22 protein-coding genes and 1 tRNA gene are annotated in these 22,895 nt (G+C 58.2%); 16 read left to right on the top strand and 7 right to left on the bottom strand.

The window, feature by feature from the left end; all coding sequences use genetic code 11:
• The first annotated feature begins 165 nt into the window (after positions 1 to 165).
• From HGP14_RS02165 to HGP14_RS02190, 6 genes are all read left to right on the top strand, one after another.
• Positions 166 to 747, top strand: coding sequence for a L,D-transpeptidase (locus HGP14_RS02165; RefSeq protein ID WP_168828203.1), 582 nt, complete (start codon positions 166 to 168; stop codon positions 745 to 747).
• Positions 748 to 938: 191 nt separating this feature from the next.
• Positions 939 to 1,070, top strand: coding sequence for an ABC transporter (locus HGP14_RS35385; protein ID WP_168828204.1), 132 nt, complete (start codon positions 939 to 941; stop codon positions 1,068 to 1,070).
• A gap of 164 nt (positions 1,071 to 1,234) precedes the next feature.
• Positions 1,235 to 1,819, top strand: a complete 585-nt coding sequence (locus HGP14_RS02175) for a hypothetical protein (RefSeq protein WP_168828742.1) — start codon at positions 1,235 to 1,237, stop codon at positions 1,817 to 1,819.
• Positions 1,820 to 1,958: 139 nt separating this feature from the next.
• A complete protein-coding gene (locus HGP14_RS02180) occupies positions 1,959 to 2,552 on the top strand; it encodes a protein-S-isoprenylcysteine O-methyltransferase (protein ID WP_168828205.1) in 594 nt (197 codons plus the stop codon).
• Positions 2,553 to 2,562: 10 nt separating this feature from the next.
• Positions 2,563 to 3,348, top strand: a complete 786-nt coding sequence (locus HGP14_RS02185; protein ID WP_168828206.1) for a 2-oxo acid dehydrogenase subunit E2 — start codon at positions 2,563 to 2,565, stop codon at positions 3,346 to 3,348.
• On the top strand, positions 3,345 to 4,223 hold the full coding sequence (locus tag HGP14_RS02190; protein ID WP_168828207.1) for an SDR family NAD(P)-dependent oxidoreductase: 879 nt from the start codon (positions 3,345 to 3,347) through the stop codon (positions 4,221 to 4,223). Before HGP14_RS02185 ends, HGP14_RS02190 begins: the two co-directional genes overlap by 4 nt.
• A 139-nt stretch (positions 4,224 to 4,362) precedes the next feature.
• On the opposite strand, the gene HGP14_RS02195 is transcribed toward HGP14_RS02190, so the two are convergent.
• The 3 genes from HGP14_RS02195 to HGP14_RS02205 form a co-directional block, all read right to left on the bottom strand.
• Complete coding sequence (locus tag HGP14_RS02195) at positions 4,363 to 4,677, bottom strand: hypothetical protein (protein ID WP_168828208.1); 315 nt, start codon at positions 4,675 to 4,677, stop codon at positions 4,363 to 4,365.
• A gap of 254 nt (positions 4,678 to 4,931) precedes the next feature.
• The gene (locus HGP14_RS02200; RefSeq protein WP_168828209.1) at positions 4,932 to 5,987 is read right to left on the bottom strand and encodes a dimethylarginine dimethylaminohydrolase family protein; all 1,056 of its coding nucleotides are present in this window, start codon (positions 5,985 to 5,987) and stop codon (positions 4,932 to 4,934) included.
• Between the two features lie 103 nt (positions 5,988 to 6,090).
• Complete coding sequence (locus HGP14_RS02205; protein ID WP_168828210.1) at positions 6,091 to 7,971, bottom strand: adenylate/guanylate cyclase domain-containing protein; 1,881 nt, start codon at positions 7,969 to 7,971, stop codon at positions 6,091 to 6,093.
• 246 nt (positions 7,972 to 8,217) lie between these two features.
• Here HGP14_RS02205 and HGP14_RS02210 point away from each other — a divergent pair, with 246 nt between their 5' ends.
• Complete coding sequence (locus tag HGP14_RS02210; RefSeq protein ID WP_168828211.1) at positions 8,218 to 8,958, top strand: sulfotransferase family 2 domain-containing protein; 741 nt, start codon at positions 8,218 to 8,220, stop codon at positions 8,956 to 8,958.
• Positions 8,959 to 9,212: 254 nt separating this feature from the next.
• On the opposite strand, the gene HGP14_RS02215 is transcribed toward HGP14_RS02210, so the two are convergent.
• Both HGP14_RS02215 and HGP14_RS02220 read right to left on the bottom strand, forming a co-directional pair.
• Positions 9,213 to 9,288 (bottom strand) — tRNA-Thr (locus HGP14_RS02215).
• A gap of 124 nt (positions 9,289 to 9,412) precedes the next feature.
• A complete protein-coding gene (locus HGP14_RS02220; protein ID WP_168828212.1) occupies positions 9,413 to 10,375 on the bottom strand; it encodes a nitronate monooxygenase family protein in 963 nt (320 codons plus the stop codon).
• Between the two features lie 255 nt (positions 10,376 to 10,630).
• On the opposite strand from HGP14_RS02220, the gene HGP14_RS02225 reads away from it, so the two are divergent.
• Positions 10,631 to 11,818 (top strand): regulator, encoded by a 1,188-nt coding sequence (locus HGP14_RS02225; protein ID WP_168828213.1) that lies wholly within the window; start codon positions 10,631 to 10,633, stop codon positions 11,816 to 11,818.
• Positions 11,819 to 11,822: 4 nt separating this feature from the next.
• On the opposite strand, the gene ppk2 is transcribed toward HGP14_RS02225, so the two are convergent.
• Positions 11,823 to 12,704 carry a polyphosphate kinase 2 gene (ppk2, locus tag HGP14_RS02230; protein ID WP_168828214.1) on the bottom strand — a complete coding sequence of 294 codons (882 nt, stop codon included), beginning with the start codon at positions 12,702 to 12,704 and terminating at the stop codon, positions 11,823 to 11,825.
• 233 nt (positions 12,705 to 12,937) lie between these two features.
• Here ppk2 and phoR point away from each other — a divergent pair, with 233 nt between their 5' ends.
• The 7 genes from phoR (at position 12,938) to phoB (ending at position 20,649) form a co-directional block, all read left to right on the top strand.
• Positions 12,938 to 14,158 carry a phosphate regulon sensor histidine kinase PhoR gene (gene phoR, locus HGP14_RS02235; protein WP_168828743.1) on the top strand — a complete coding sequence of 407 codons (1,221 nt, stop codon included), beginning with the start codon at positions 12,938 to 12,940 and terminating at the stop codon, positions 14,156 to 14,158.
• A gap of 191 nt (positions 14,159 to 14,349) precedes the next feature.
• A complete protein-coding gene (locus HGP14_RS02240) occupies positions 14,350 to 15,384 on the top strand; it encodes a substrate-binding domain-containing protein (RefSeq protein ID WP_168828215.1) in 1,035 nt (344 codons plus the stop codon).
• Positions 15,385 to 15,546: 162 nt separating this feature from the next.
• Positions 15,547 to 17,028, top strand: a complete 1,482-nt coding sequence (pstC, locus tag HGP14_RS02245; RefSeq protein WP_168828216.1) for a phosphate ABC transporter permease subunit PstC — start codon at positions 15,547 to 15,549, stop codon at positions 17,026 to 17,028.
• On the top strand, positions 17,025 to 18,344 hold the full coding sequence (gene pstA, locus HGP14_RS02250; protein WP_168828217.1) for a phosphate ABC transporter permease PstA: 1,320 nt from the start codon (positions 17,025 to 17,027) through the stop codon (positions 18,342 to 18,344). Before pstC ends, pstA begins: the two co-directional genes overlap by 4 nt.
• A 15-nt stretch (positions 18,345 to 18,359) precedes the next feature.
• Positions 18,360 to 19,175 carry a phosphate ABC transporter ATP-binding protein PstB gene (gene pstB / locus HGP14_RS02255; protein ID WP_168828218.1) on the top strand — a complete coding sequence of 272 codons (816 nt, stop codon included), beginning with the start codon at positions 18,360 to 18,362 and terminating at the stop codon, positions 19,173 to 19,175.
• 42 nt (positions 19,176 to 19,217) lie between these two features.
• Positions 19,218 to 19,931: a phosphate signaling complex protein PhoU gene (gene phoU / locus HGP14_RS02260; protein ID WP_168828219.1), complete on the top strand. Its 714-nt coding sequence runs from the start codon at positions 19,218 to 19,220 to the stop codon at positions 19,929 to 19,931.
• A gap of 34 nt (positions 19,932 to 19,965) precedes the next feature.
• Complete coding sequence (gene phoB, locus HGP14_RS02265) at positions 19,966 to 20,649, top strand: phosphate regulon transcriptional regulator PhoB (RefSeq protein WP_022714998.1); 684 nt, start codon at positions 19,966 to 19,968, stop codon at positions 20,647 to 20,649.
• Between the two features lie 67 nt (positions 20,650 to 20,716).
• Here phoB and HGP14_RS02270 read toward each other — a convergent pair whose 3' ends face one another.
• On the bottom strand, positions 20,717 to 21,250 hold the full coding sequence (locus HGP14_RS02270; RefSeq protein ID WP_168828220.1) for a GcrA family cell cycle regulator: 534 nt from the start codon (positions 21,248 to 21,250) through the stop codon (positions 20,717 to 20,719).
• Between the two features lie 416 nt (positions 21,251 to 21,666).
• On the opposite strand from HGP14_RS02270, the gene HGP14_RS02275 reads away from it, so the two are divergent.
• Positions 21,667 to 22,866 (top strand): aspartate aminotransferase family protein, encoded by a 1,200-nt coding sequence (locus HGP14_RS02275; RefSeq protein WP_168828221.1) that lies wholly within the window; start codon positions 21,667 to 21,669, stop codon positions 22,864 to 22,866.
• Positions 22,867 to 22,895: the final 29 nt, after the last annotated feature.

Consider the following 22,895-nt stretch of genomic DNA (forward strand, 5'->3'; position numbering starts at 1 on the left):
GGCGAGCGATTCGAATAGGTTATCAAGACCAAATAGGTCCATCGTGCTTAAAAGCCACAGTCACCGCATGACTTGATGTTACCGGGTGAAGTCTAAGGCTTGGCCAGCCGCCACTTGGATGGTAAGACTATGATGAAGGGGCAATCAATTGCTTAGCAGGTAAAGATGGACAACGACCGTATTACGCGCCGGGGCCTCATGCTGGCCAGTCTGGGCTTCCTGGTTTCTGGATGTGCTTCAGGGGGCTGGCAATTCGAACCGTCATTTGCCTACCCGCGCCTCAGTTCTCGCTACCGGCGACAGGAGGTGGACTATTATGGAAATGAATCGCCGGGAACGATTGTCGTCAACACGATGGAGCGCCGTCTCTACTTGGTCGAGGGCGGCGGCCGGGCGAGGCGTTATGCCATTGCCGTCGGCGAGGAGGGGCTCACGCTCAAGGGGCGGGCAACGGTCGGCCGTAAAGCGGAATGGCCTTCATGGACGCCGACCGCCAGCATGATAGAGCGCAAGCCGCGTCTGGCGCAGTACGCAGGCGGTGTTCCCGGCGGGGAAAACAATCCTCTCGGCGCGGCTGCGCTTTATCTCTACCGCGGCGCACAAGACACTTATTTCCGGATTCACGGAACAAACGAACCTTGGTTGATCGGGCAGGCGGTGTCCAACGGATGCATCCGTTTGACGAATGAGGATATTGTCGATCTCTACGCCCGAGCGCCGACAGGAACCCCGGTATTGGTGATCTGAAAGATGAGACAACCTCATCTTTACCTATCGCAGGGGCATGTCTATCCCCGGCTGCAGAAGGGTAAATCAGCTCGTGAGCATAAACCGATGCAAAGTGTTGCCTTTCTGCACTTGCCGAAACGCATTTTGCCGCTATTAGTATAAATGTTGCCTTCGATAAACCTATTCCGTGCTAAGGAGAGGACTTCTTGATGAGCAGACTTCTAATCGTGACAATAGCTGCCTTGTTTTCGGTCGCCAGCCTGAGCGGTTGCGGCTGGGTTGGTAAAGGCAAGGGGAAGGCCCCGCCACCGGTCGCAGAGCCGGCACCTGTATATAAGTAACAGCTGACCTTTGGTCCTTGGGGAAGGGCCATTGGCCCTCCCCACCATCGCCATTGCAACACAGCGCTAGACCGCCTGCAGCTTTAATGCAGGCCGCCAGTGATCTGGTGAAGGGTTGGCCTTGCAAGTCTTCTTATTCAGAGTTCAGAGGGAATAGAGCACGGATGTTGCTTCGAGGAGGCCGTCTATCGCTTGTGATCGTGTTCGCACTCGCGGTCGCATCCTGTCAATCGGAAGACAAGAGTCCCCAGCCGCGCTATGTGACGGATACCAGGGGCGTGACAGCTACCCAGACGTCCAAAAATGCGGCCGGTCGGTATGCCATTGAATTCCGCTCTCGCTACGCGCTCAGCTACGGACACACCTATGTAGTTTTCGGCCAGGTGAACAAAGCTGGAGCGATCGTCAATCCACAAGTCGCTGGCCTTGCGCCGGCGTCGCCCGACGCGGCACCTTATGTTCTGGGCCATTTCATCCCTGTGCCTGCGACGACCGGGCCGACCGACGGCGACCTGGAAGAGGAATACAGGTCCGCCAGCTGGCGAGTTATCCTGACAGAAGCCGAATACAACAAAACGGTGGCCTACATCCACCAGCTGCAGGCCAAATCCAAGTTCTGGCAGGCGACAGTCTCCAATTGCAACGCATGGGTCGGCGAAATCGCGCGCTCCATGGGGTATGAGACTCCCAGTATCTGGCTCAGGCCGCAGCAATTCGTGACCGAGCTCAGAGAGATGAATACAGGTTGAATGTGATCCGCAACGCGGGGTCACATGTCTGGATTCGCGTCCGGGGCTCGCGTCTCGGCGTTTTCAGTCGACATGAGCGGTGACGATGATATGTGTTTCGCCATGTTCGCAGATCTCTCAAATGCTCAGGTGAATTGAATTGAACCTATCGTTAGGCGCTGCCGGTGAAATCGCGTGGGTGCTTGGCATTGTTGCCTGGTACATCGTTCGCCGTCCTTTCGAGCGCCGGGCGAAGCGCGTGCGTGTCGTGAGCAGCCGCCGGACGCTTGTCGAAAACGTCGGCCTTGCATCGGCTCTTCTCGGCCTTGCCGTCATACCGGGCTTCTATGTTGCCACCGGTGTCCCGGAAGCTGGCGACTACACGCCTCGTGCCTGGGCTGTGGTTTTTGGAGCAATTCTGTTCGCCAGCGCGATTTGGGTCTTTCGCCGGACCCACAAGGAACTCGGCCGCAATTGGTCCATCTCACTGGAGATTCGCGAGAAGCACGAGCTGATTTCCACCGGGCCCTATGCTCTCATTCGCCACCCCATGTACACGTCTTTCCTGCTCATGGCCTTGGGCCAGGCCTTTCTGATAGCGAACTGGGTGGTCGGACTTGCGGGCCTGGTCGGCTTCGCAATCCTGTTTTTTCTCCGGGTCGACAAGGAAGAGCGTATGATGCTGGAAATTTTCGGGACCCGGTACCGCGACTATATGGAGAGGACCAAGCGCCTTATTCCGTATCTTTATTAATGGGGGAATGATGCGAGGCCGAACCATCAAGCTTTCGGCGGCACGACGCCTTGTCGGAGACCTGATGAGGTTCTCGATCGGCGTGCCACGGGTCACCGTGCAGCGGCATATGAACGTCCGTCCGCTCCAGGCAGCTCGAATGATGCAACAAAGCAAGCCGTCCTGGACCGTCCTGTTCTTGAAGGGCTATGCCCTTCTCTCCCAAGAGATACCCGACCTTAGGCGCGCGTACATCAAATTTCCGAGACCGCAACTCTATGAATATCCTGAAAGCGTGGCCTCCATTGCCCACGAGCGCGAGCATGACGGTGAACGAATCGTCTTGCTGAGTTCCATCAAGGGAGTGGAGCGGCGGTCCATCACGGAGCTTGAGGCGCTCATCCATGCGGCTCGTTCACGCCCGGTCCAGGAAATCAAGGAATTTCGGCGGGCGTTGAAGTTTGCCCGCATGCCGGCGCCTTTGAGGTGGCTGCTGATGTGGCTTGGGCTCAATATTGGGCGGCAGCGGGGGCGCCGTTTCGGCACTTTCCAGCTGTCGGTCTATTCCGGCCTCGGGGCAGAGTCCCTCAATCCCCTTTCGCCGCTGACCACGATTTTCAACTACGGGCCCATCCTGGCTGATGGATCGGTAACGGTTCGCATCCACTACGACCACAGAGTCATGGATGGCGCCAATGTGGCGCGAGCTTTGGAGCGGTTCGAAAGAATTTTGAACGGTGAAGTCGCCAGTGAGTTAAACGGCGCTGCTCAGCAAAGCGGAACCATGGCCGGACCCGCGATAGGGACAGCCACATGACCCTTTATGATGGGTTCCGGCCGGCTGTCGTGGTGGTCGGTGCGTCGCGTGGCATCGGCAGGGCAATCGCCAAAGTCGCCGCCCGCGAAGGTTCTGTGGTCGTGCTCGTCGCGCGCTCGCCCGAGGACCTGGATGCTGCCGCAGCGGATGTGCGACAGGCGGGCGGCGAGGCATTCACTCTCGCGCTGGACCTTCTTTCAACGGATGCGTCGGCGCGCCTGCAGGACTTCCTGACCTCAAACGGGTTGATCTGCGATGTCCTCGTCAACAGCGCCGGATACGGTCTGCGCGGTGCGGCGACGCTCATCCCGGCCGGTGACCAGCTTGGTATCGTTGATCTCAACATACGTGCACTCACCGACCTGACCCTGCGCTTTCTGCCGGGAATGGCGGCGCGCGGGCGGGGCGGAGTGCTCAATCTCGGCTCCATAGCGGGTTTTGCTCCCGGGCCGAATATGGCCTTGTATTATGCCAGCAAGGCCTTCGTGCGCTCCTTCTCGGCAGCGCTGCATCAGGAGCTGCGCAGCACGGGGGTAACCGTTACATGTGTCGCGCCTGGACCGGTGTCGACGGAGTTCCTTGAAAAATCCGGCGCCGGTCGTGCGACGCTCTTCAAAGTCTTGCCCAAGCTGGATGCCGATCGTGTCGCCGAGAGCGCCTGGCGCGGGTTCAAATCCGGACGTCGCCTCGTCGTGCCGGGCATCTCGGCCAAGCTTGTGGCCTTTCTGGCAGCCTTGTTGCCTTCCGCAGTGACGCTTCCTCTGGTCGGCCGGCTGCAGCGCCGCAGCGGCGATCCGTGCCCTTGCGGTTCAGGCAAGACGTTCAAGGAATGCTGCCGCATCCGCCCGCGAGGCGCGATTGCGGGTGACCGTTAGGCGCGACCGAGTCTTCGAGCGCTTACGCGACAGCACTCCGCGCTCCTACCATCAAGTCATCGCGTGTGTGAGCCCGAGCGTTTGGATCGGACTGTCGGGCAGCTGGAGCTAGGCAGCCGCTATGCCCGGAACCTGTGGGCTAAAAGCTCCTGAGAATGGCTTCATCCGAGGTGATATTCTCTAACCAAGCCTTCTGGTAAGCGGTTGTTGTTGGATTGGGTATTTGTTTTCTTAGTTTCTCCAGAAGATCGAGTTCGCCGTCCACCAACGTTTTAAATTGCGAGGTGCTACCCGCATTGACGAACTCTTTATTGGCTATCTTGCGATTTTGAAGACCTTGTAGCCAGCCCTTCTTTATATCTGGGTCAAGGTCCATGACATTTATGATCGCGATGAACAAATCCATCATGAATGCTTCATTATCAAGCAAAATTGGTGCATTCGGCTTTGACATATTTTCCTTCATTGGTGGACAATACGACATGAGAGTAGAATTGCAGTCGCTTGATGCTTTTTCAGAATATATTATTCCTTGCTAAAATAATAGAGTTTGCGGCGGCCTACATGTATTGCAGAGATAACGACATGTGAAACGTGAAGAGCGGCGCGCTATTACCAGCTAGTATCCCCCTGCCAGCCCGTGACTACGAGCCTTCCGGTATCTAAGGATCGCCGCGCATATGCCTGAGCAACCGGCGAGGAAGCACGTTACGGGCTTTGCTTGGCCGCATGCTTGAGGTGCATGACTAAACAAGACAGCAACGCGCCTGACTTGTAAAATTCAGACATACAGAAGACGGTCAATTCACGGCCGAAACGGGCGCAGATTTTTTCCAGCCGATCAATCTTTGCTTTTTCCATTGCGTACTTCGGGCTTCCGCTTTCAAGTTCGCGAATATTGGAATCACACAGAACTTCACTCGGAAGCAACAGGTTGTTGACGATCCCCGCGCGCGCTTCCTCTGGCGAAATATCGATGATTTCGCAATGCCGCTCGATCTCGCGAACACAGGTCCGATCAGCAGCCGAAGTACACAATATTACCGCTTCCTCAGTGAGGCGAAAGACCCAGCAGTCAAGGTGATACAGATATGGATCGGCAACGCGAAATGGGATTACTTCCATTTCGAAACGCTCGGCGGCCCACGTCAATGCATTGCGCGAGCTGCGCGTTCCATGCGCCCCGATATAGAGGTTGCCCCGTATCCACTTGAAGTCCGCCTCGCCCTCCAGGTAGACCGGCTCCCCGTCGATGGTCTCGGGAGGTTGCTCAACGGCGAAGTTCATCAATTTGAAGAAGTCGGCACCGATTCTGGCCTCTCCCACGCGAGGCTCGGTTCGAAACCGCGAAACGATGACCGTATCCTCTTTGCAATGCGGCAATACGACTCCAAGGTTCGATACATATGTCTGGTCCTGCAGCCCAAAATGGCTTGGCAGAAGATAGACAATCGCTTGCCGGGTAACGTGCTTGTACAGTTCCTGAAACTGTGAGACCGCTCGATCCAGGCGAATGCCCCGCTCACTAACACCTATATCGTTCATCCAGGCATTGTTGGGGACCTGCGTAGAGAGCGACAGCGGCAGGTTCATGAGCAGGACCGGACAGTTGATTTGCCCAACTTGAAGTCCTTCCGAAAAGGACCGAACGGGCGCGGAGCCGCACCCGAGATTGGCCGTATCTTTGTGGCGTGGTTCGTTTTGTGCCTCGCTTGGCGACGGAACGCTATGTCCCTTCCACGGCTGATGAACCTCTTCGTGCATGATCGTATCCCCCGCTACACATCATCCTGAACCCCCACCGCCATCCGCCAAGCAACCCCTCCGGTAAGATACTAGCTGGCTCTGTCGTCAGTACCTCTTTATCTCAATTAGGTAGCCCCGCCCGGCGTAACGTTTCTACTCGCCGATCGCGTTGCTCCTTCAATTTGTAAGGACGAGCTTCGGCAAAACCTGCAGACGAGAACGTCGGATCGAGCGTCAAAATCTCTTTGACAATCTTATGCGCATCATCGGTTCGGCCAACTTTTGGGTCAGCATAGGCTGCCGCCAGACTGGGCAAAAGCCACAGTTGCTCCTCAGTTGGATTCGGATTGACTACTTCTTCAAGCGTAGTGACCGCCTCCGAAGGCATGCCAGCCTCCTGATAAGCCCATCCCAAATATTCGACATACCAGTCCTCGTGGAATGGGTTGAGACGAATTGCCTCCTTTAGCTGAGCGACGGCCTGTTCAGGCTGGCCAACGTAAATCAGGAGATTGGCCATTTCCGCGAGGAGCTCAGCGTCGTTTGGATTCAGGTCTCGAGCGCGCGAGTAACTCGCCATCGCCTTGTCGTACTCGTGGTGATAAAGATAAGCCCAGCCCAGCACCCAATGACTACGATAATCACTGCTATCGAGGCGGACCGCTTTCTCGGCCATCTCAAGCGTGAGCCTTAAGGTCTCGTCGTAATTATCGGTCCAGTCAAAATCGTAATCCAGGGAATATGTCCAGGCGAGGCCGGCATAAGCACGGGCATAGTTCGGATCTACCTGCCGCGCCTTCTCAAACAGACTGCGCGCGGCCAGATTTCCCTCGCGCGTGAAATTTGACCACTCTTGCCAGCCTTTCATAAGATAGTCGTAGGCCGTGAAACTGTTCGGGTTTTTCCCGGCTAGGCGCGCAAGTTCGGCATCGGCAAGCTTGCCATGCGTCCCCATGACACTCCCGGCGATCGACCGCGCAATATCGTCCCGAACCTCGAATATGTTGTCCAACTGCCGATCATATCGGTCAGCCCAGATCTGGCGCCCCGAATCTGCATCGATCAACTGCGCCGTCACGCGAATCGAGTGGTCGGACCGTTGTAGAGTGCCTCCCACGATGTAATGGACATTCAGATCCTTCGCGATCTTTCGGATGTCCAGCGCCTTGTCCTTGTACGCAGCGGTCGAACTCCGAGCCATGACCGTCAGATCGGGAAACTTAGCCAATGCCGTACTCAACTCTTCCGTAATTCCATCAGCGAGATACTGCTGATCCGCCTTGGGGCTCAGATCGTCGAAGGGGAGAATGGCTATGGCTGAATGTTCCGGAAGTGAAGATTTATCACCGAACACGACGTTCTGCACCGCGGACGGCCAAAGCAAATAGGAACCGCCAACTATAGCCATCAAAAGCAAAGCGACAAAAGCTGCAGCGAGACCGAGGCGCCGGCGGCTGTAAGGAAGAGCTAAGCGTCCAGACCGTGTTACTTGCTCCGGTAGGAGGCGATATACATGCACTGGATCGGAAATGTTTTTCAATCGACACTCGCCGATATCCTCGAACGCCATTTCAACGACTCTTCGAACCTGATCATAGACCGGCTGCGAAATGCAAATTCCTCCGGGTTCGGCCATTTGTTCCAGGCGCGCTGCGACGTTCACGCCGGTCCCGTAAAGATGGTTCTCCTCGGCGATCATGTCGCCGAGATTGACGCCGATGCGAAAACGCATGCGCCGGTTTTCAGGGACTGAAGCGTTGCGATCCTCGATTTCGTGTTGAATCTCGACAGCGCAGCGCAACGCGTCCACAATACTGTGGAATTCCGCGACTATACTATCGCCAGCGGTGTTGAATATGCGACCGCGGTGCACGACGATAACTTCCCGGGCAACAGTGCGGTACGCGAACAAAGTGGCAGTCGTGGCCTCTTCGTCAGACTCCATGAGACGGCTATATCCGGCCACATCAGCAGCGAGAACCGCGACAAGCCGGCGTTCCATGACCCAGTCCCCCCTGGCAGGCACACAAGTCTATAAGGTACCCTTAATATTATGGGATTTGTAGTCTCGATGCCAGATTACGATGCGACCTGAAGTCTTTCGAAGGCAGTTTATCTTCCTCGCTCCCGCGACATCGCCAAAGTGGTTGGGCGAGCGTTACGACGGCGGACATTGGTGCCAGCTTGCTGCGGTCGTCGTATGATCACTCGCGGGTTCAACGTTCCCGGTTAAGGAGCTGGCTAGGCAATGATTATATCCCGTCGCCATAAATTCATTTTCATCCACGTACCTAAAACCGCAGGCAGTACGATCTCCGCCTATCTTGCTCGCGAATTCGGGCCATGGGATATGCAACTCGGGTCCTGGAAGGATTCACTCGATAATGGAGCGAGTGCAAATTGGCTAGCATTGATCGCTATCTTCTGCCATCTCTCTCCATTAAGGATCGCGAAAACGCTCGTCCGCAAGGGCAACGTCGATTCATTGGCCGGGGCTGCTCTTAGCCGTCGCTTTGCAGGCAAGCTCGCGGATCACTCAGGCGCACGCGAAATCGAGGCCTTCGATCCTTCTGCCTGGAAACAGTATTTTAAGTTCTGCTTCGTGCGGAATCCGTTCGAGCGTGCCGTTTCTCTTTACAATTGGCACTACAGGAAGTCGGAAACGCGACCGAGTTTCTCGCAAATGCTCCGCTTGATTGAAGAAGGCGCCGCCAAGAGGGAGCGTATTAACTGGGAATCCTGGCCGCTCTACACCCACAACGACGAGATCGTTGTGGATTTCGTAGGGCGGCAGGAGCGCCTCTCGGATGATCTACGCTTGATATGCGACAGACTCGGCCTGCCGTTTGATGATCGCTTTCTGACAAGAGCGAAGGCGAACCCAACGAGACCCGATATTTGCAGCTACTATAAACCGGGCGACCGCGAACGCGTCGAACGGCTTTTCGGCCCCGAGATCGAGCATTTTAAATACCGTTTTCCCGATTAGAGCACCGTGTCCTTGGGAGGGGTGGGGTTCTTCGCGCCCTTTTCATTCGGCTTTCGGATAGCGACCGGCTGCGAGGCGGCGCGGAAGGAATTTTCTCGGCGCAACTTCAGAGCGCCCGGTTACTTTGCTGGTCTTGCTTAGCGCGCGTCACCGTGTCGTAGCTTCCCACCGACGTTGCTAAGGTGAAGTAGAGTGGAAAAAGCTCCGTGCTTCTTCGCTAGCTAACTGATTTTTATCGATTTTTCCGAGGTAAATGGTGCCGCTTACGTGACTCGAACACGTGACCCCATCATTACGAATGATGTGCTCTACCGACTGAGCTAAAGCGGCAACTTGACGGCCGAACTGTGCGGCCCGCGATTTGCATGGCGCTGATACAGGCATTGTTCGAAGATTTCAAGCGCCCTGTCATGCCTTTGGTAAAAAAGACATCTGCTGTGGAAGCCTGCGCGTCTTAGAGGGCCAAGCGCGACCGGGCGGCCCGGTATTCGCGTTCCAGCCTGTCGACGAGTTTTGACACCGGCTCGACAGCTTTGACGGCGCCGATGCCCTGGCCGCTGCCCCAAATGTCTTTCCAGGCCTTTGCGCCACCAACTGCCTGCTCGAAATCCATCTTTGACGGGTCCGCGACGGGCAGGTTGTCGGGGTCGAGGCCGACGGCATGGATCGATGGCTTCAGGTAGTTGCCATGCACGCCGGTGAAATAGTTGGAATAGACGATATCGTTTGCAGTACCTGCGACGATCGCCTGCTTGTAGGCGTCGGCGGCGCGCGCCTCCTCGGTCGCGATGAATGGCGTTCCGATATAGGCCATGTCGGCTCCCATCGCCTGTGCCGCAAGGATGGCGCCGCCATTGGCGATGGCGCCCGCCAGCAGCAGCGGTCCATCGAACCACTCACGGATCTCCTGCACCAGGGCGAATGGCGACAGCGTGCCCGCATGGCCGCCGGCGCCCGCGGCAACGGCGATCAGTCCATCGGCACCCTTGCGGATCGCGGAGTTGGCATGGCGGTTATTGATGACGTCGTGGAGGACGATGCCGCCGTAAGAGTGTACGGCGGCATTCACTTCGGGCACCGCCCCGAGCGAGGAAATCACGATCGGCACCTTGTATTTGACGCAAAGCCGCAGGTCGTGCTCCAGCCGCTTGTTCGACATATGGACGATCTGGTTGACGGCGAATGGCGCCGCAGGTTTCTCCGGATTGGCGGCGTTGTATGCGGCAATGTCCTCGGTGATCATCGCCAGCCATTCGTCGAGCTGGCTTTCCGGCCGGGCATTCAGCGCCGGAAAGGCGCCGATCACGCCTGCCTTGCATTGCGCCAGCGTCAGTGCCGGATGAGAAATGATGAAGAGCGGCGAGGCGAGGACCGGCAGCCTCAAGTTTTCCGTGAGGATTTTGGGCAGAACGGCCATTGCGTCACCATATGTTTGACGTTTACGAAAGCGTCAATCTGATAACAGACTTGATGCGCGAGGAAAAGCGCGGCTGAGCGCTCTTCATCAAGGCCGGACATTTGGGCTATTCTTGATCCCGCCACCTTTATCCGCTGACTATCAAGCATGCCGCCAGCGGCAGGCTTGCGGTTTTCGGCCGTTGCCGCTACCGAAGTTCGTTAGGTATTTATAAAGACTTCGGGTAATGCCTGATCTCAGCATGAAGGATCGGATGTGAGCGGATTAGAAACGGCTATCAGAACAGCGCTTAGCAATTCCGATCGCGACAATCCGGAGGTCCGGGCAAGGATTTATCAGTCGGCCCGTCAGGCACTGGAGGCTGGCCTTCGAAAGCAGGATATCACCGAGCGCGAAGCCGTTGCCCGTCATCGCCATCGGCTTGAGGCGACGATCCACATGATCGAGGCGGAAGAGCGCGAGCGCCTGCATCCGCGCACGGCTCCGCCGGAAGTCCCTGTTCCTCCGGTCGCTGAAATTCCGCTACCCGCCACGCACGGCGAACGCTTTGCTGATGATGCGCCCCAGGTCGGCGGCGAAACGCGAGCCTATTCGCAAGCAAGGGCCGCCGACGACGAGTCGAGCCTTGATGATGTCCACGCCGGGACCTCCGACCATCTTGGCGCCGCGCCGCAGGCGGACGAAGGTTTTGCAGCCGAGAGCCCGGCCGCGGCCAGAATGAACTTTCGGCCGGAGGGCGCTGCAAAGCGCCGCAAGCCGCGCAAATTTTTCTCGCGGCTGCTCGTCTGGTGCGTCTTGATTGCCTTCATCGGCATGGGTGCCTGGTGGACCTACACGTCCGGCCTCTTCCTGACGGCCGCCGAACGGGATACCGGCGTTGCCAATCCGCCCGCCAGCACCGAGCCCGAGGACTTCGACGGCACAGACGAAGATGCTGCGAATTCGGGGCCGCCTGCCGATCAAACTGTGGCAATCGATCCGCAGAACAGCTTCTCCGCGGAGTGGATCGAGGTATTCAAACCATCCGAAGCAGCCAAGATCGAAAGCGGAGCTCGGGCGCGCACGGAAAACGTCGCCGAGAACGACGGTCCTGCCGTTCGACTGATTTCCGAAAGCAACGGCGCCGATGGCAATATTGCGATCGCCGTTCCGCCTGACGTGCTCCAGCAGCTCGCCGGCAAATCATCGACGATTGCGATCACGCTGCAGTCGACGAGCGATGAGCCGACACAGATCACGGTCGAATGCGATTTTCAGACGCTTGGCAATTGCGCCCGCCATCGCTTCAGTATCACGCGCGAAAAGTCCGATGCTCTGCTTCAGGTTACCTTCGACCGATCGATGGCGCCGAATGCCGCTGGAAAGCTCCTGATCAATAGCGATGTCGACGGCAAGGCACGCGGCATCAATCTCTACGCCGTGCGTGTCCTGCCGGGGCAATGAGCGCTTATTTCAAGAAATGCGGCCCCCAGCCGATGATCTTCTTGTCCAGCTCGCCGATCGCTTTGTCGTCTTTGCCATCGTAATCCATGCGCTGCAGCATGTGACGGATGAGGTTCAGTCGCGCCCGCCGTTTGTCGTTGGCGCGGATGACCGTCCAGGGCGCGAAATCGGTGTGCGTTTCCTTGAGCATACGGTCGCGCTTTTCGCTGTAATCCCCCCATTTCGTCAGCGCCGCGATATCCATGGAGGAGAGCTTCCAGACTTTCAGCGGATCGTGCCTTCGGTCATGGAAGCGCTGCAACTGCATCTCGCGGCTGATATCCAGATAGAATTTGAAGAAGTAGATGCCTTCCTGCGCAATCCCCTTCTCAAGCTGTGGTGCCTGCTTGAGGAAATCCTCATATTGCTTCGGCGTGCAAAAGCCCATGACCGGCTCGACGCCGGCACGATTGTACCAGGAACGGTCGAAGAGCACGATCTCGCCGGCCGTCGGGAACTGAGCGATATAGCGCTGGAAATACCATTGCCCAGCCTCCCGGTCATTCGGCTTGGCAAGCGCGACCGCACGGGCAAGACGCGGATTCATGTGGGCGGAACACGCCGCAATAGCGCCACCTTTGCCGGCTGCATCGCGCCCCTCGAAGAACGCCATCACGCGTTTGCCGGTCGCCTGCAGCCAGAACTGCACTTTGACGAGTTCGATCTGCAGCTTTGTCAGCTCGTCGAGATAAGTTTCCTCGTCCAGCTTCTTCTTATAAGGGAACCCTCCGGATTCCAGCGTGTCTTCGTCGATCCAGTCCGGCAGCACCGGATCATCGATATCGAAGACGCGTTTCTTGCCTTTGATGTCCAGTTCAACCGCGCGGCTTTCGACATCCTCGGCCATAATGTCCTCCCTCGGTCCTTGGCTCTTCGCAGGCGATCACACTTTCCGATGAAAATCAAACTTCCTGCGAGCGGCAAAATTCCTGTGACTTTCGGCTGCACCCTGTCGACAGGTGGTTCCGGCCGAATACTTCTGTCATGAATGGCGGCTATCAGGCAGAGTTTGAACCTATAAAACGGCTCGACCTGGGCGAGGGACACTTGGAAGACGAAATGCCATGGACAAAGGGGCTCATGGCCCGCATTCGGCAGCAGCGAGGGGTGCTGCTTGCGGCGATCCTCATTGGCTTGATTGCGCTTGCGGCCGGCATGAACAAGTGGGTCGTGCTGGGGCTGCTCCTCTTTATGATCTTCGTCGTGCTCGTGAACAGCGTGCCGGCAGTGCAGGCGAAGCTTGCGGAAATACCGGAAATCGAGCCTGACGCTCCGGCGAGCCTGCTGCCAGCGGTCTCCGCAACCCTGGCTGGCCTCGACATTCCGGTTATGCTGCTTTCGGGCGATGCCTCCGTCCTCTTCCAGAACCGCGCTGCCGAAAAGGCCTTCGGCGAGGTCGTGATCGGCGCCCATATTTCTGCGCGCCTGCGCTCGCCGGGCATCTTGGACATGGTCGCCGAGACGATTTCCACCAATGCCCCCAACCAGATCGAGCATTCCGAGCGTCTGCCGTCGGAGCGTGTCTATATCGTTCGAAGCGCGCCGATCGATTTTGGCGCCGCCGGGAACGGCGAGCGTTTTTTCATGCTTTCCTTTCGCGACATTTCCGAAGTGCGGCGCATCGATCGCATGCGGTCGGATTTCGTGGCCAATGCCAGCCACGAACTTCGAACCCCGCTTGCGTCGCTGCGCGGTTTCATTGAGACCATCCAGGGGCCGGCTAAGAACGATCCGAAAGCGCAGGAGCGCTTCCTTGGCATCATGTTCGATCAGACGACGCGCATGAGCCGCCTTGTCGACGATCTCCTCTCGCTTTCCCGTCTCGAGCTGAAGTCGCATATCGCGCCGGACGAAAAGATCGATCTTGTGCCGCTGCTCGGTCATGTCAGGGATGCGCTCCTGCCGCTCGCCAGGGACGTCGGAGTCGAGATCAATCTGCACCTGCCGGAAGGCAAAGCAGAGGTTCTCGGGGACCGCGACGAGTTGGTTCAGGTTTTCGAGAATCTGATGGAGAATGCGTGCAAGTACGGTCAGGAAGGCAAGGTGGTCGATGTGCGGATCACCAATGCGCCCGGCGAGCCGGTCGAAGTCAGCGTTGCTGATAAGGGACCGGGCATTCCTGCCGAGCATGTGCCGCGCCTCACGGAGCGCTTCTATCGCGTCAGTATCGAGGACAGCCGTTCCAAAAAAGGCACCGGACTTGGCCTTGCGATCGTCAAACATATCCTCACGCGCCACCGGGCACGGCTGATCGTCAAGTCCCAGGTCGGCAGGGGAACGGACTTCACCGTAAGGTTCTGACACAAAGCCGGGTCGTGTGAGCATTTCGACGAAATTTATTATTTAGTTTCAGTAATTTATGTTGTCATAAATGTTTCATTGAAATGACATAAAAGGGCGGTGCATCAGGCAGTAAAGAGAGCCTGCCGATGAAAGGCAATGCGGGTCCTGGGGGCCCTGCTTACACAAGTCTACATGCCGGGAGATTTTTGATGAACACTCTTAAGCTAACCGTCGCAGCGCTTGCTGCCACCGTCGCCTTCGCAGGCGCCGCTGCCGCTCGTGACCAGGTTCAGATCGCTGGTTCGTCCACCGTTCTGCCTTACGCGAAGATCGTTGCCGAGTCCTTCGGCGAGACCTTCACAAACTTCAAGACGCCGGTCGTTGAATCCGGCGGCACGGGCGCAGGCCTCAAGGAATTCTGCAAGGGCGTTGGTGAAGACACGATCGACATCGCAAACGCTTCGCGCCCGATCAACAAGAATGAGATGGAAGCCTGCAAGGCTGCTGGCGTAACCGATATCCAGGAAGTCAAGATCGGCTACGACGGTATCGTCTTCGCAACCGACTCATCCAACCCGGACGTCGCTTATGTTCCGGAAGACATCTACAAGGCTCTCGCAGCGCAGGTCGTCGTTGACGGCAAGCTCGTTGCCAACCCCTACAAGAAGTGGTCCGAAGTCAACCCGAAGCTTCCGGCTGTTGATATCGCCGCCTACATCCCGGGCGAAAAGCACGGCACCCGCGAAGTCTTCGAACTGAACGTTCTCGCTGCCGGCTGCAAGGCTGCAGGCGCTCAGGACGTCATCGCCAAGGAAATCACCGACAAGGCCGCCCAGGCAAAGGCTTGCGTCGCAGTTCGCAAGGACGGCGCTGCTGTTGACATCGACGGCGACTATCCGGAAACGCTGGCACGCATCGCTGCCAACAAGACCGGCGTTGGCGTATTCGGCCTCTCCTTCTACGAAAACAATGCCGACAAGCTCAAGGTCGCGACCATGAGCGGCATCGTTCCGTCGACGGAAACCATTTCCAACGGCACCTATCCGGTTTCCCGCCCGCTGTTCTTCTATGTCAAGAAGGCACATCTCGGCGCCGTTCCGGGCCTGAAGGAATATGTCAACTTCTTCGTTTCTGAGCAGATGATCGGCCCCGACAGCCCGCTCGTCGAATACGGTCTTGTCGCAGCGCCGGATGCCGAGCGCGACGAAATCCGCAAGAACGTCGAAGCTGAAAAGACCATGTAATAACGGTGCCGGCGCGATGCCTGGGGGCTCGCGCCGGTATTTTTCCTTGAATGCTAGTGACCTTTGTCCGGTTGGTGGCAAAGTTTTAAAGTTTCTCCATGATGGGAGCCGCGCGGGACTTTCCTGTCCGCGCTTAGGGGCTATGGGCCTGGGGACTAACGAATGAGCACATCCATTATACTCTTGTGTCTCGTGGTGCTTGGCGCGCTGGCCTATATGGCCGCACGCAGCCGCGCCATGGCGCTTGCCGGCGGCAAGCTGTCCGCATTGCATTCGCGGCCGGGCTATTACGGTGCTTATGCAGCCATCTGCGCGACGCTCCCCGCTCTTCTTCTTCTCTGCATGTGGCTTGCCGTTAGCCCCGGCATCATCGAGTCGCGTGTCCGCGATGCGTTCCCCGATGATGTGAAGGCGAAGACGGCTGCCGAGCAGGACCTGAGCTTCAGCATGGTAGCGACCATCGCCCGAGGCCTGAACTTGCTGACGCCGGATGAAACCAGCGCACTCGGTTCCGAGCCCGCAGCTGTTCAGGCAAAGCTCAGCGAGAAGGGTGTTCCGCTCGCCGGCGAGCCGCAGCCCTTCATGATCGATGCGGCGAAATTGTTGAACGCTCAGTCTGCGGGCAGCCGCATGATCATGACTGGCGCCATCTTTTTGCTTGGCATTGGTGGCGCTTTCTATGCGCTTCGTGGGATCGCATTGCGCTTCCGGGCTCGTAACCGTGTTGAACGTGTCATGCTCTGGGGACTGCTCGTTGCGTCGTCCATCGCAATCCTGACCACGATCGGCATTGTTCTTTCGATGCTGTCGGAGGCTGTCCGCTTCTTCGCTGCGGTTCCGGCAGCCGATTTCTTCTTCGGTACGGTCTGGGATCCGCGTTTTGCCGGTGCGGGCAGCTCTTCTTTCGGCCAGTTCGGTCTCATCCCGCTGCTGCTCGGCACGCTTTACATCGGCTTCGTCGCCATGCTTGTGGCGGTTCCGGTCGGTCTTTTCGCGGCCATCTATATGGCTGAGTACGCGTCGTCGAAGGTGCGTTCGCTCGCCAAGCCTCTTCTTGAAGTCCTGGCTGGCATTCCCACGATTGTCTATGGCTTCTTTGCGCTTGTGACCGTCGGCCCCTTCCTGCGCGACCTATCCTCGCAGGTGAACGGGCTTTTGACCGGCGACTATGCCAATTTCATTCAGGCGCAAAGCGTTCTGACCGCCGGCATCGTCATGGGTATCATGCTGATCCCCTATGTTTCCTCGCTTTCGGATGACATCATCACCGCCGTGCCGCGTGCGCTGCGTGATGGCTCGCTCGGACTTGGCGCCACACACTCCGAAACGATCAAGAAGGTCGTGCTTCCGGCAGCCCTTCCGGGGATTGTTGGAGCACTGCTGATGACGGCGTCACGCGCCATCGGCGAGACCATGATCGTCGTACTGGCGGCAGGTGTCGCCGCGCGCATGCAGATCAATCCCTTCGAGCCGATGACCACGGTCACCGTCAAGATCGTCAATCAGTTGACGGGCGACCTTGAATTCACCTCGCCGCAAACGCTGGTCGCTTTCGCGCTTGGCATCACGCTCTTCTTCATCACGCTTTGCCTGAACATCTACGCCCTCTACATCGTGCGCAAATACCGGGAGCAGTACGAATGACGAATGTTCTTTCCCCTGCTGCAGGCACAATTTCGAAAGCACCTGAGCGCCGCGATATAGGCATCAAGCGCCGCTATGCCGCGGAGCGCCGTTTTAGGGCCTATGGTATTGCCGCCATCTCCTTCGGCCTGATTTTCCTGGCGATCCTGCTGTCGACGGTTGTTCGCAACGGCTACACGGCCTTCCAGCAGACGGCGATCACGCTGCCGGTTGAATTTACCGAGAAGACCATCGATCCGAGCAACAAGCGCGCTACCGATCCGTCGGTGCTGATTGCGGCAAACTACGGGGCGCTGCTGCGCGATGCGATTGTCAAGCAGCTGAAGCTCAACCCTTCCAGCCGTCCGGACGTCCGTGACGCGACGGCCATGCCTTCCAAGGGCGCGCCGATCCAACTGCGCGACATGGTCGTCGCCGATCCGTCGCTCATCGGCAAGACCGTCAACGTCACGGTTCTGGCTGATGCCAATGTCGATAGCGCCAACAAGGGCCAGATTGACCTCTCTGTTGATGAGAAAAACCGCAAGGTGAACGACAAGCAAGTCGGCTGGATGAACGAACTGAAGGCAAGCGGTGCACTTTTCAAGAAGTTCAATACCGGCCTTTTCACCAACGGCAATTCCAGCCGCCCGGAAGCTGCCGGTCTCGGCGTGGCTCTCGTCGGCTCGCTCTACCTGATGTTGATCGTTCTGGTTCTTTCGCTGCCGATCGGCGTTGCCGCCTCGATCTACCTTGAGGAATTCGCGACCAAGAACAAGGTGACGGATCTGATCGAGGTGAACATCAATAACCTCGCAGCCGTGCCGTCGATCGTTTACGGGCTGCTCGGCCTCTCCGTCTTCATCAATTTCGCCGGCCTGCCGCGTTCGGCTTCGCTGGTCGGCGGCCTGGTGCTGTCGCTGATGACGCTGCCGACGATCATCATCGCAACCCGTGCCGCGCTGCGCGCCGTGCCGCCGTCGATCCGCGCGGCTGCTCTTGGCCTCGGCGCCTCGAAGATGCAGATGGTGTTCCACCACGTCCTGCCGCTGGCGATGCCCGGCATCCTGACCGGCACGATCATCGGCCTGGCGCACGCGCTTGGCGAAACGGCGCCGCTTCTCCTGATCGGCATGGTCGCCTTCGTTGCAAGCGCGCCGGCCACCCCGCTCGATCCGTCCACGGCGCTGCCGGTGCAGGTCTATATGTGGGCCAACGAAGCAGAACGCGCCTTCGTCGAACGCACCTCTGGTGCCATCATCGTCTTGCTCCTGTTCCTGATTGTCATGAACTTTGGAGCCATTCTCTTGCGCCGTCGCTTTGAGCGTCGCTGGTAAACGGAGTACATATTCATGAACATGTTAACCGAAGCAGCAGTTGAGAAGGCTCTGGACAAACGAATGAATACGATCCCGTACAAGATGATCGGCCAGGACGTCTCGGTTTACTATGGCGACAAGCGTGCGCTTTTCGACGTGAAGCTGAACATCCGCGAAAACACCGTTACCGCACTCATCGGCCCGTCCGGCTGCGGGAAGTCCACCTTCTTGCGCAGTCTCAACCGTATGAATGATACGATCGACAACTGCCGCGTTACCGGCAAGATTACTCTCGACGGCGACGATATCTATGATCCGGATATCGACGTTGTCGAACTTCGTGCCCGCGTCGGCATGGTCTTCCAGAAGCCGAACCCTTTCCCGAAGTCAATCTATGAGAACGTCGCCTACGGCCCGCGCATCCATGGTCTTGCGAAGTCGAAGGCCGATCTGGACCAGATCGTTGAACACAGCCTGCAGCGCGCCGGCCTTTGGAACGAAGTCAAGGATCGCCTGCACGAAACCGGCACCGGGCTGTCCGGCGGCCAGCAGCAGCGCCTCTGCATTGCCCGCGCCGTCGCCGTCAGCCCCGAAGTCATTCTGATGGACGAGCCGTGCTCGGCACTCGATCCGATCGCCACCGCGAAGATCGAAGAGCTGATCCATGAGCTGCGCGAGAATTTCACGATCGTCATCGTGACGCACTCCATGCAGCAGGCTGCCCGTGTTTCGCAGCGAACCGCTATGTTTCACCTCGGCAATCTCGTCGAGGAGAATGATACCGACAAGATGTTCACCAATCCGGACGATCAGCGCACCCAGGACTACATCATGGGCCGCTTCGGCTGATCTTTGGCGTCAGAAATGTAGAGACAATCAAGGACGTTCCCCATGGCATCGACACATATTTTTTCTGCGTACGACGACGATCTCAAATTCCTGTCCCGCCGCATTTCGGAGATGGGCGGGCTTGCCGAACAGATGGTGTCGGACGCCGTCCGAGCGCTGGTGAATAGCGATACCGCCCTGGCGCAGAAGGTCATCTCGGACGACGTGATTCTCGACCATGCCGAGCGCGAGATCGGCGAAAAGGCGGTCGTCACGATTGCACGCCGGCAGCCGATGGCTTCCGATCTTCGCGAAATCATGGGTTCGATCCGCATCGCGGCTGATCTTGAGCGCGTTGGCGACCTCGGCAAGAACACTGCCAAGCGCGTCATCGCCGTTCAGAGCGCTGGCGTTCCGCGAAAGCTCGCGCGCGGTCTGGAGCACCTTTCCGAACTGGCGCTCGTCCAGCTCAAGGAAGTGCTTGACGTCTACACGAGCCGTGCGGCCGACAAGGCCAAGTCGATCCGCGAGCGCGATGAAGAAATCGATGCGATGTACACCTCGCTGTTTCGCGAGCTTTTGACATACATGATGGAGGATCCGCGCAACATCACCAGTTGCACGCATCTTCTCTTCTGCGCGAAGAACATCGAACGCATCGGTGACCACGCCACCAATATTGCCGAAACCATTTATTACATGGCGACCGGTGCCCAGCCGGAAGGCGAGCGTCCGAAGGACGATACCGCCAACACCGTCGGCGCGGTAACGGAATAACCTCCGAATCCGGCCCCCAGGAGACAGTAATCGAATGATCCCGAGAGTTGCAGTCGTTGAAGACGAAGAGGCACTCAGCGTGCTCCTTCGCTATAATCTTGAAGCCGAAGGTTTTGAAGTTGATACCATCCTGCGTGGCGACGAGGCCGAGATACGGCTTCAGGAACGTACGCCGGACATTCTGATCCTCGATTGGATGCTGCCGGGCGTGTCCGGCATAGAGCTCTGCCGCCGCTTGCGCATGCGGCCGGAGACCGAGCGTCTGCCGATCATCATGCTGACGGCCCGCGGCGAAGAGAGCGAGCGCGTGCGCGGTCTTTCGACCGGCGCCGACGACTATGTCGTCAAGCCGTTCTCGACACCGGAACTCGTTGCCCGCGTCAAGGCCATGCTGCGCCGCGCCAAGCCCGAGGTCCTCTCCACAGTCCTGAAATGCGGCGACATAGAGCTCGACCGCGAGACCCATCGTGTTCATCGCAAGAGCCGCGAAGTCCGGCTCGGCCCGACCGAATTCCGTCTATTGGAGTTCCTGATGTCGTCGCCCGGCCGCGTTTTCTCGCGCTCTCAGCTTCTGGACGGCGTCTGGGGCCACGACATCTACGTCGACGAGCGCACGGTCGATGTCCACGTCGGCCGCCTGCGCAAGGCACTGAACTTCTCCAACATGCAGGATGTCATCCGCACGGTCCGCGGCGCGGGATATTCAATGGAAGCCTGATTGCCGCTCCCATGAGGAAATAAAAAAACGGGCCGCGAGGCCCGTTATTTTTTGTCTCTTATCCGGCTTAGTTTGCGCGGGCGGCTGCCCGGCGGCGATCGTTGACCGGCTGATAAGCCAAGCGCTGATGGTAGCTGCAATAGGGAGAAGAGTCGTTGCTTTCGCAGCCGCAGAAATGGAAATCATCCTTCAGCGGATCGCCGACCGGCCACTTGCAGGTGCGTTCAGTAAGCTCGGTCAGGCCAAGACGGCGGGAAATCGGTACGACCACGTTCGCGGCCGGACGATATTCCATTTCCGCCATCAGATCGACTTCGATCTCTTCCTTGAGCATCGTCGCGCCCTGCTGGCGCGTGACCGTGCGGGTTGCAATCCGCGAGGCATAGTTCGGCGCGCGGGGAGCCGAGGTATTGCGCTTCGGCGCGCGCACGGTCGTCGCAGTGCCGCCGGCCTTGGCGCGGCCAGGAAGGCTAAGCCTGTGGACCTTGCCGATGACTGCGTTTCTGCTCACGCCGCCGAGCTGTGCGGCGATCTGGCTCGCGCTCAGCCCTTCGGACCAAAGCTTCTTGAGTTTTTCGACACGCTCGTCTGTCCAGTTCATGCCCTGTCTCCGATTAGCGTTGTGAAGGCAGAATCCCTCACCATTGCCTCGGATGTGTCCGAAGCAGGAAACGCTTGACTAATTTTGGTGACTAGTTCCGCCGCATGCAGTCTAGTAATTGAGTTTTAACCTAGTGTGAGGCTGACTCCGTGACAAGAGTCGCGGGAATCCGGATGAATCGAATTTCAAGTTTTCCCCAACTTGCTGGCCGAGCGAGTCATTTCTGCAACATTAGCTGTTAATAAAATAAGTTCCTTTGGCTTTATGTTGCAGCACGCGGTAAACTCGCAGTTTGTTGACATTGCAGTGCGAAAAGTAAATAGTGTCACTCGCCGCCGAAAGGCGGCATTTTTAATTTTTCGGACCCGGTTTTTAGCCGGAGTCCGGTTGCCCCAACCTCGACAGGAGACCGCGCCATGGCTGAAGCCGCGCCGCTATATGACACCTATTCTCGTGCCCCTCTGCGGTTCGAGCGAGGTGAGGGCGTCTGGCTGATAACCGAAAACGGCGAACGTTATCTGGATTTTGGGGCAGGCGTTGCCGTGACGTCGGTCGGCCACAGCAATCCGCACGTCGTTAAGGCTTTGAAGGCGCAGGCCGACAAGGTCTGGCATCTATCGAACATCTATGAAATTCCCGGCCAGGAGGCGCTTGCAAAGCGGCTGACGGACGTCACTTTCGCCGATAAGGTGTTCTTCACCAATTCAGGCGCAGAGGCGCTCGAATGCGCGATCAAGACGGCGCGCCGCTATCAGTATTCCAAGGGCCACCCCGAGCGCTTCCACATCATCACCTTTGAAGGTGCCTTCCATGGCCGCACGCTGGCGACGATCGCTGCTGGCGGCCAGGAGAAGTATCTGGAGGGTTTTGGCCCGAAGACGCCGGGCTTCGACCAGGTTCCCTTTGGCGATATCGAGGCGGTTCGAGCCGCCATCACGGATGCGACCGCGGGCATCCTGATCGAGCCGGTACAGGGCGAGGGCGGCATCCGCCCGGCGACCAACGAGTTCATGAGGGCGCTGCGCCAGATTTGCGACGAGAAGGGCCTGCTGTTGATCCTGGACGAGGTTCAGACCGGTGTCGGCCGCACGGGCAAGCTGTTTGCCTATGAATGGTCCGGCGTCACGCCGGACATCATGGCTGTCGCAAAGGGTATCGGCGGCGGCTTCCCGCTTGGCGCCTGCCTTGCCACGGCGGAGGCAGCCTCCGGCATGAAGGTCGGCACCCACGGTTCCACCTACGGCGGCAATCCGCTTGCGATGGCGGTCGGCAGCGCAGTGCTCGACGTCATTCTTGCCGAGGGCTTCCTTGAGCACGTGCGTGAGGTGGCGCTCGTCTTCCGCCAGGGCCTTGCCTCCCTTAAGGATCGTTATCCGGACGTCATCGAGGATGTGCGCGGCGAGGGCCTGTTGCTTGGGGTCAAGGCAGCGGTTCCATCATCCGAACTGCTGCAGGCTATTCGCGCCGCTCGTCTGCTAGGGGTTCCGGCGGGCGACAACGTTATCCGCCTGCTTCCGCCACTCGTCGTCACGGCGGAGGAGGCTCGCGACGGGCTTTCTCGCCTCGAGCGTGCTGCAGAAAGCATTCGCGCGCAGACGACCAAGAAGACGGCTTGAATGGACGGACGCTCCTTGCGGAGCAGACA

The sequence above is a fragment of the Rhizobium sp. P32RR-XVIII genome (assembly GCF_012641395.1).
Lineage (GTDB): Bacteria > Pseudomonadota > Alphaproteobacteria > Rhizobiales > Rhizobiaceae > Rhizobium.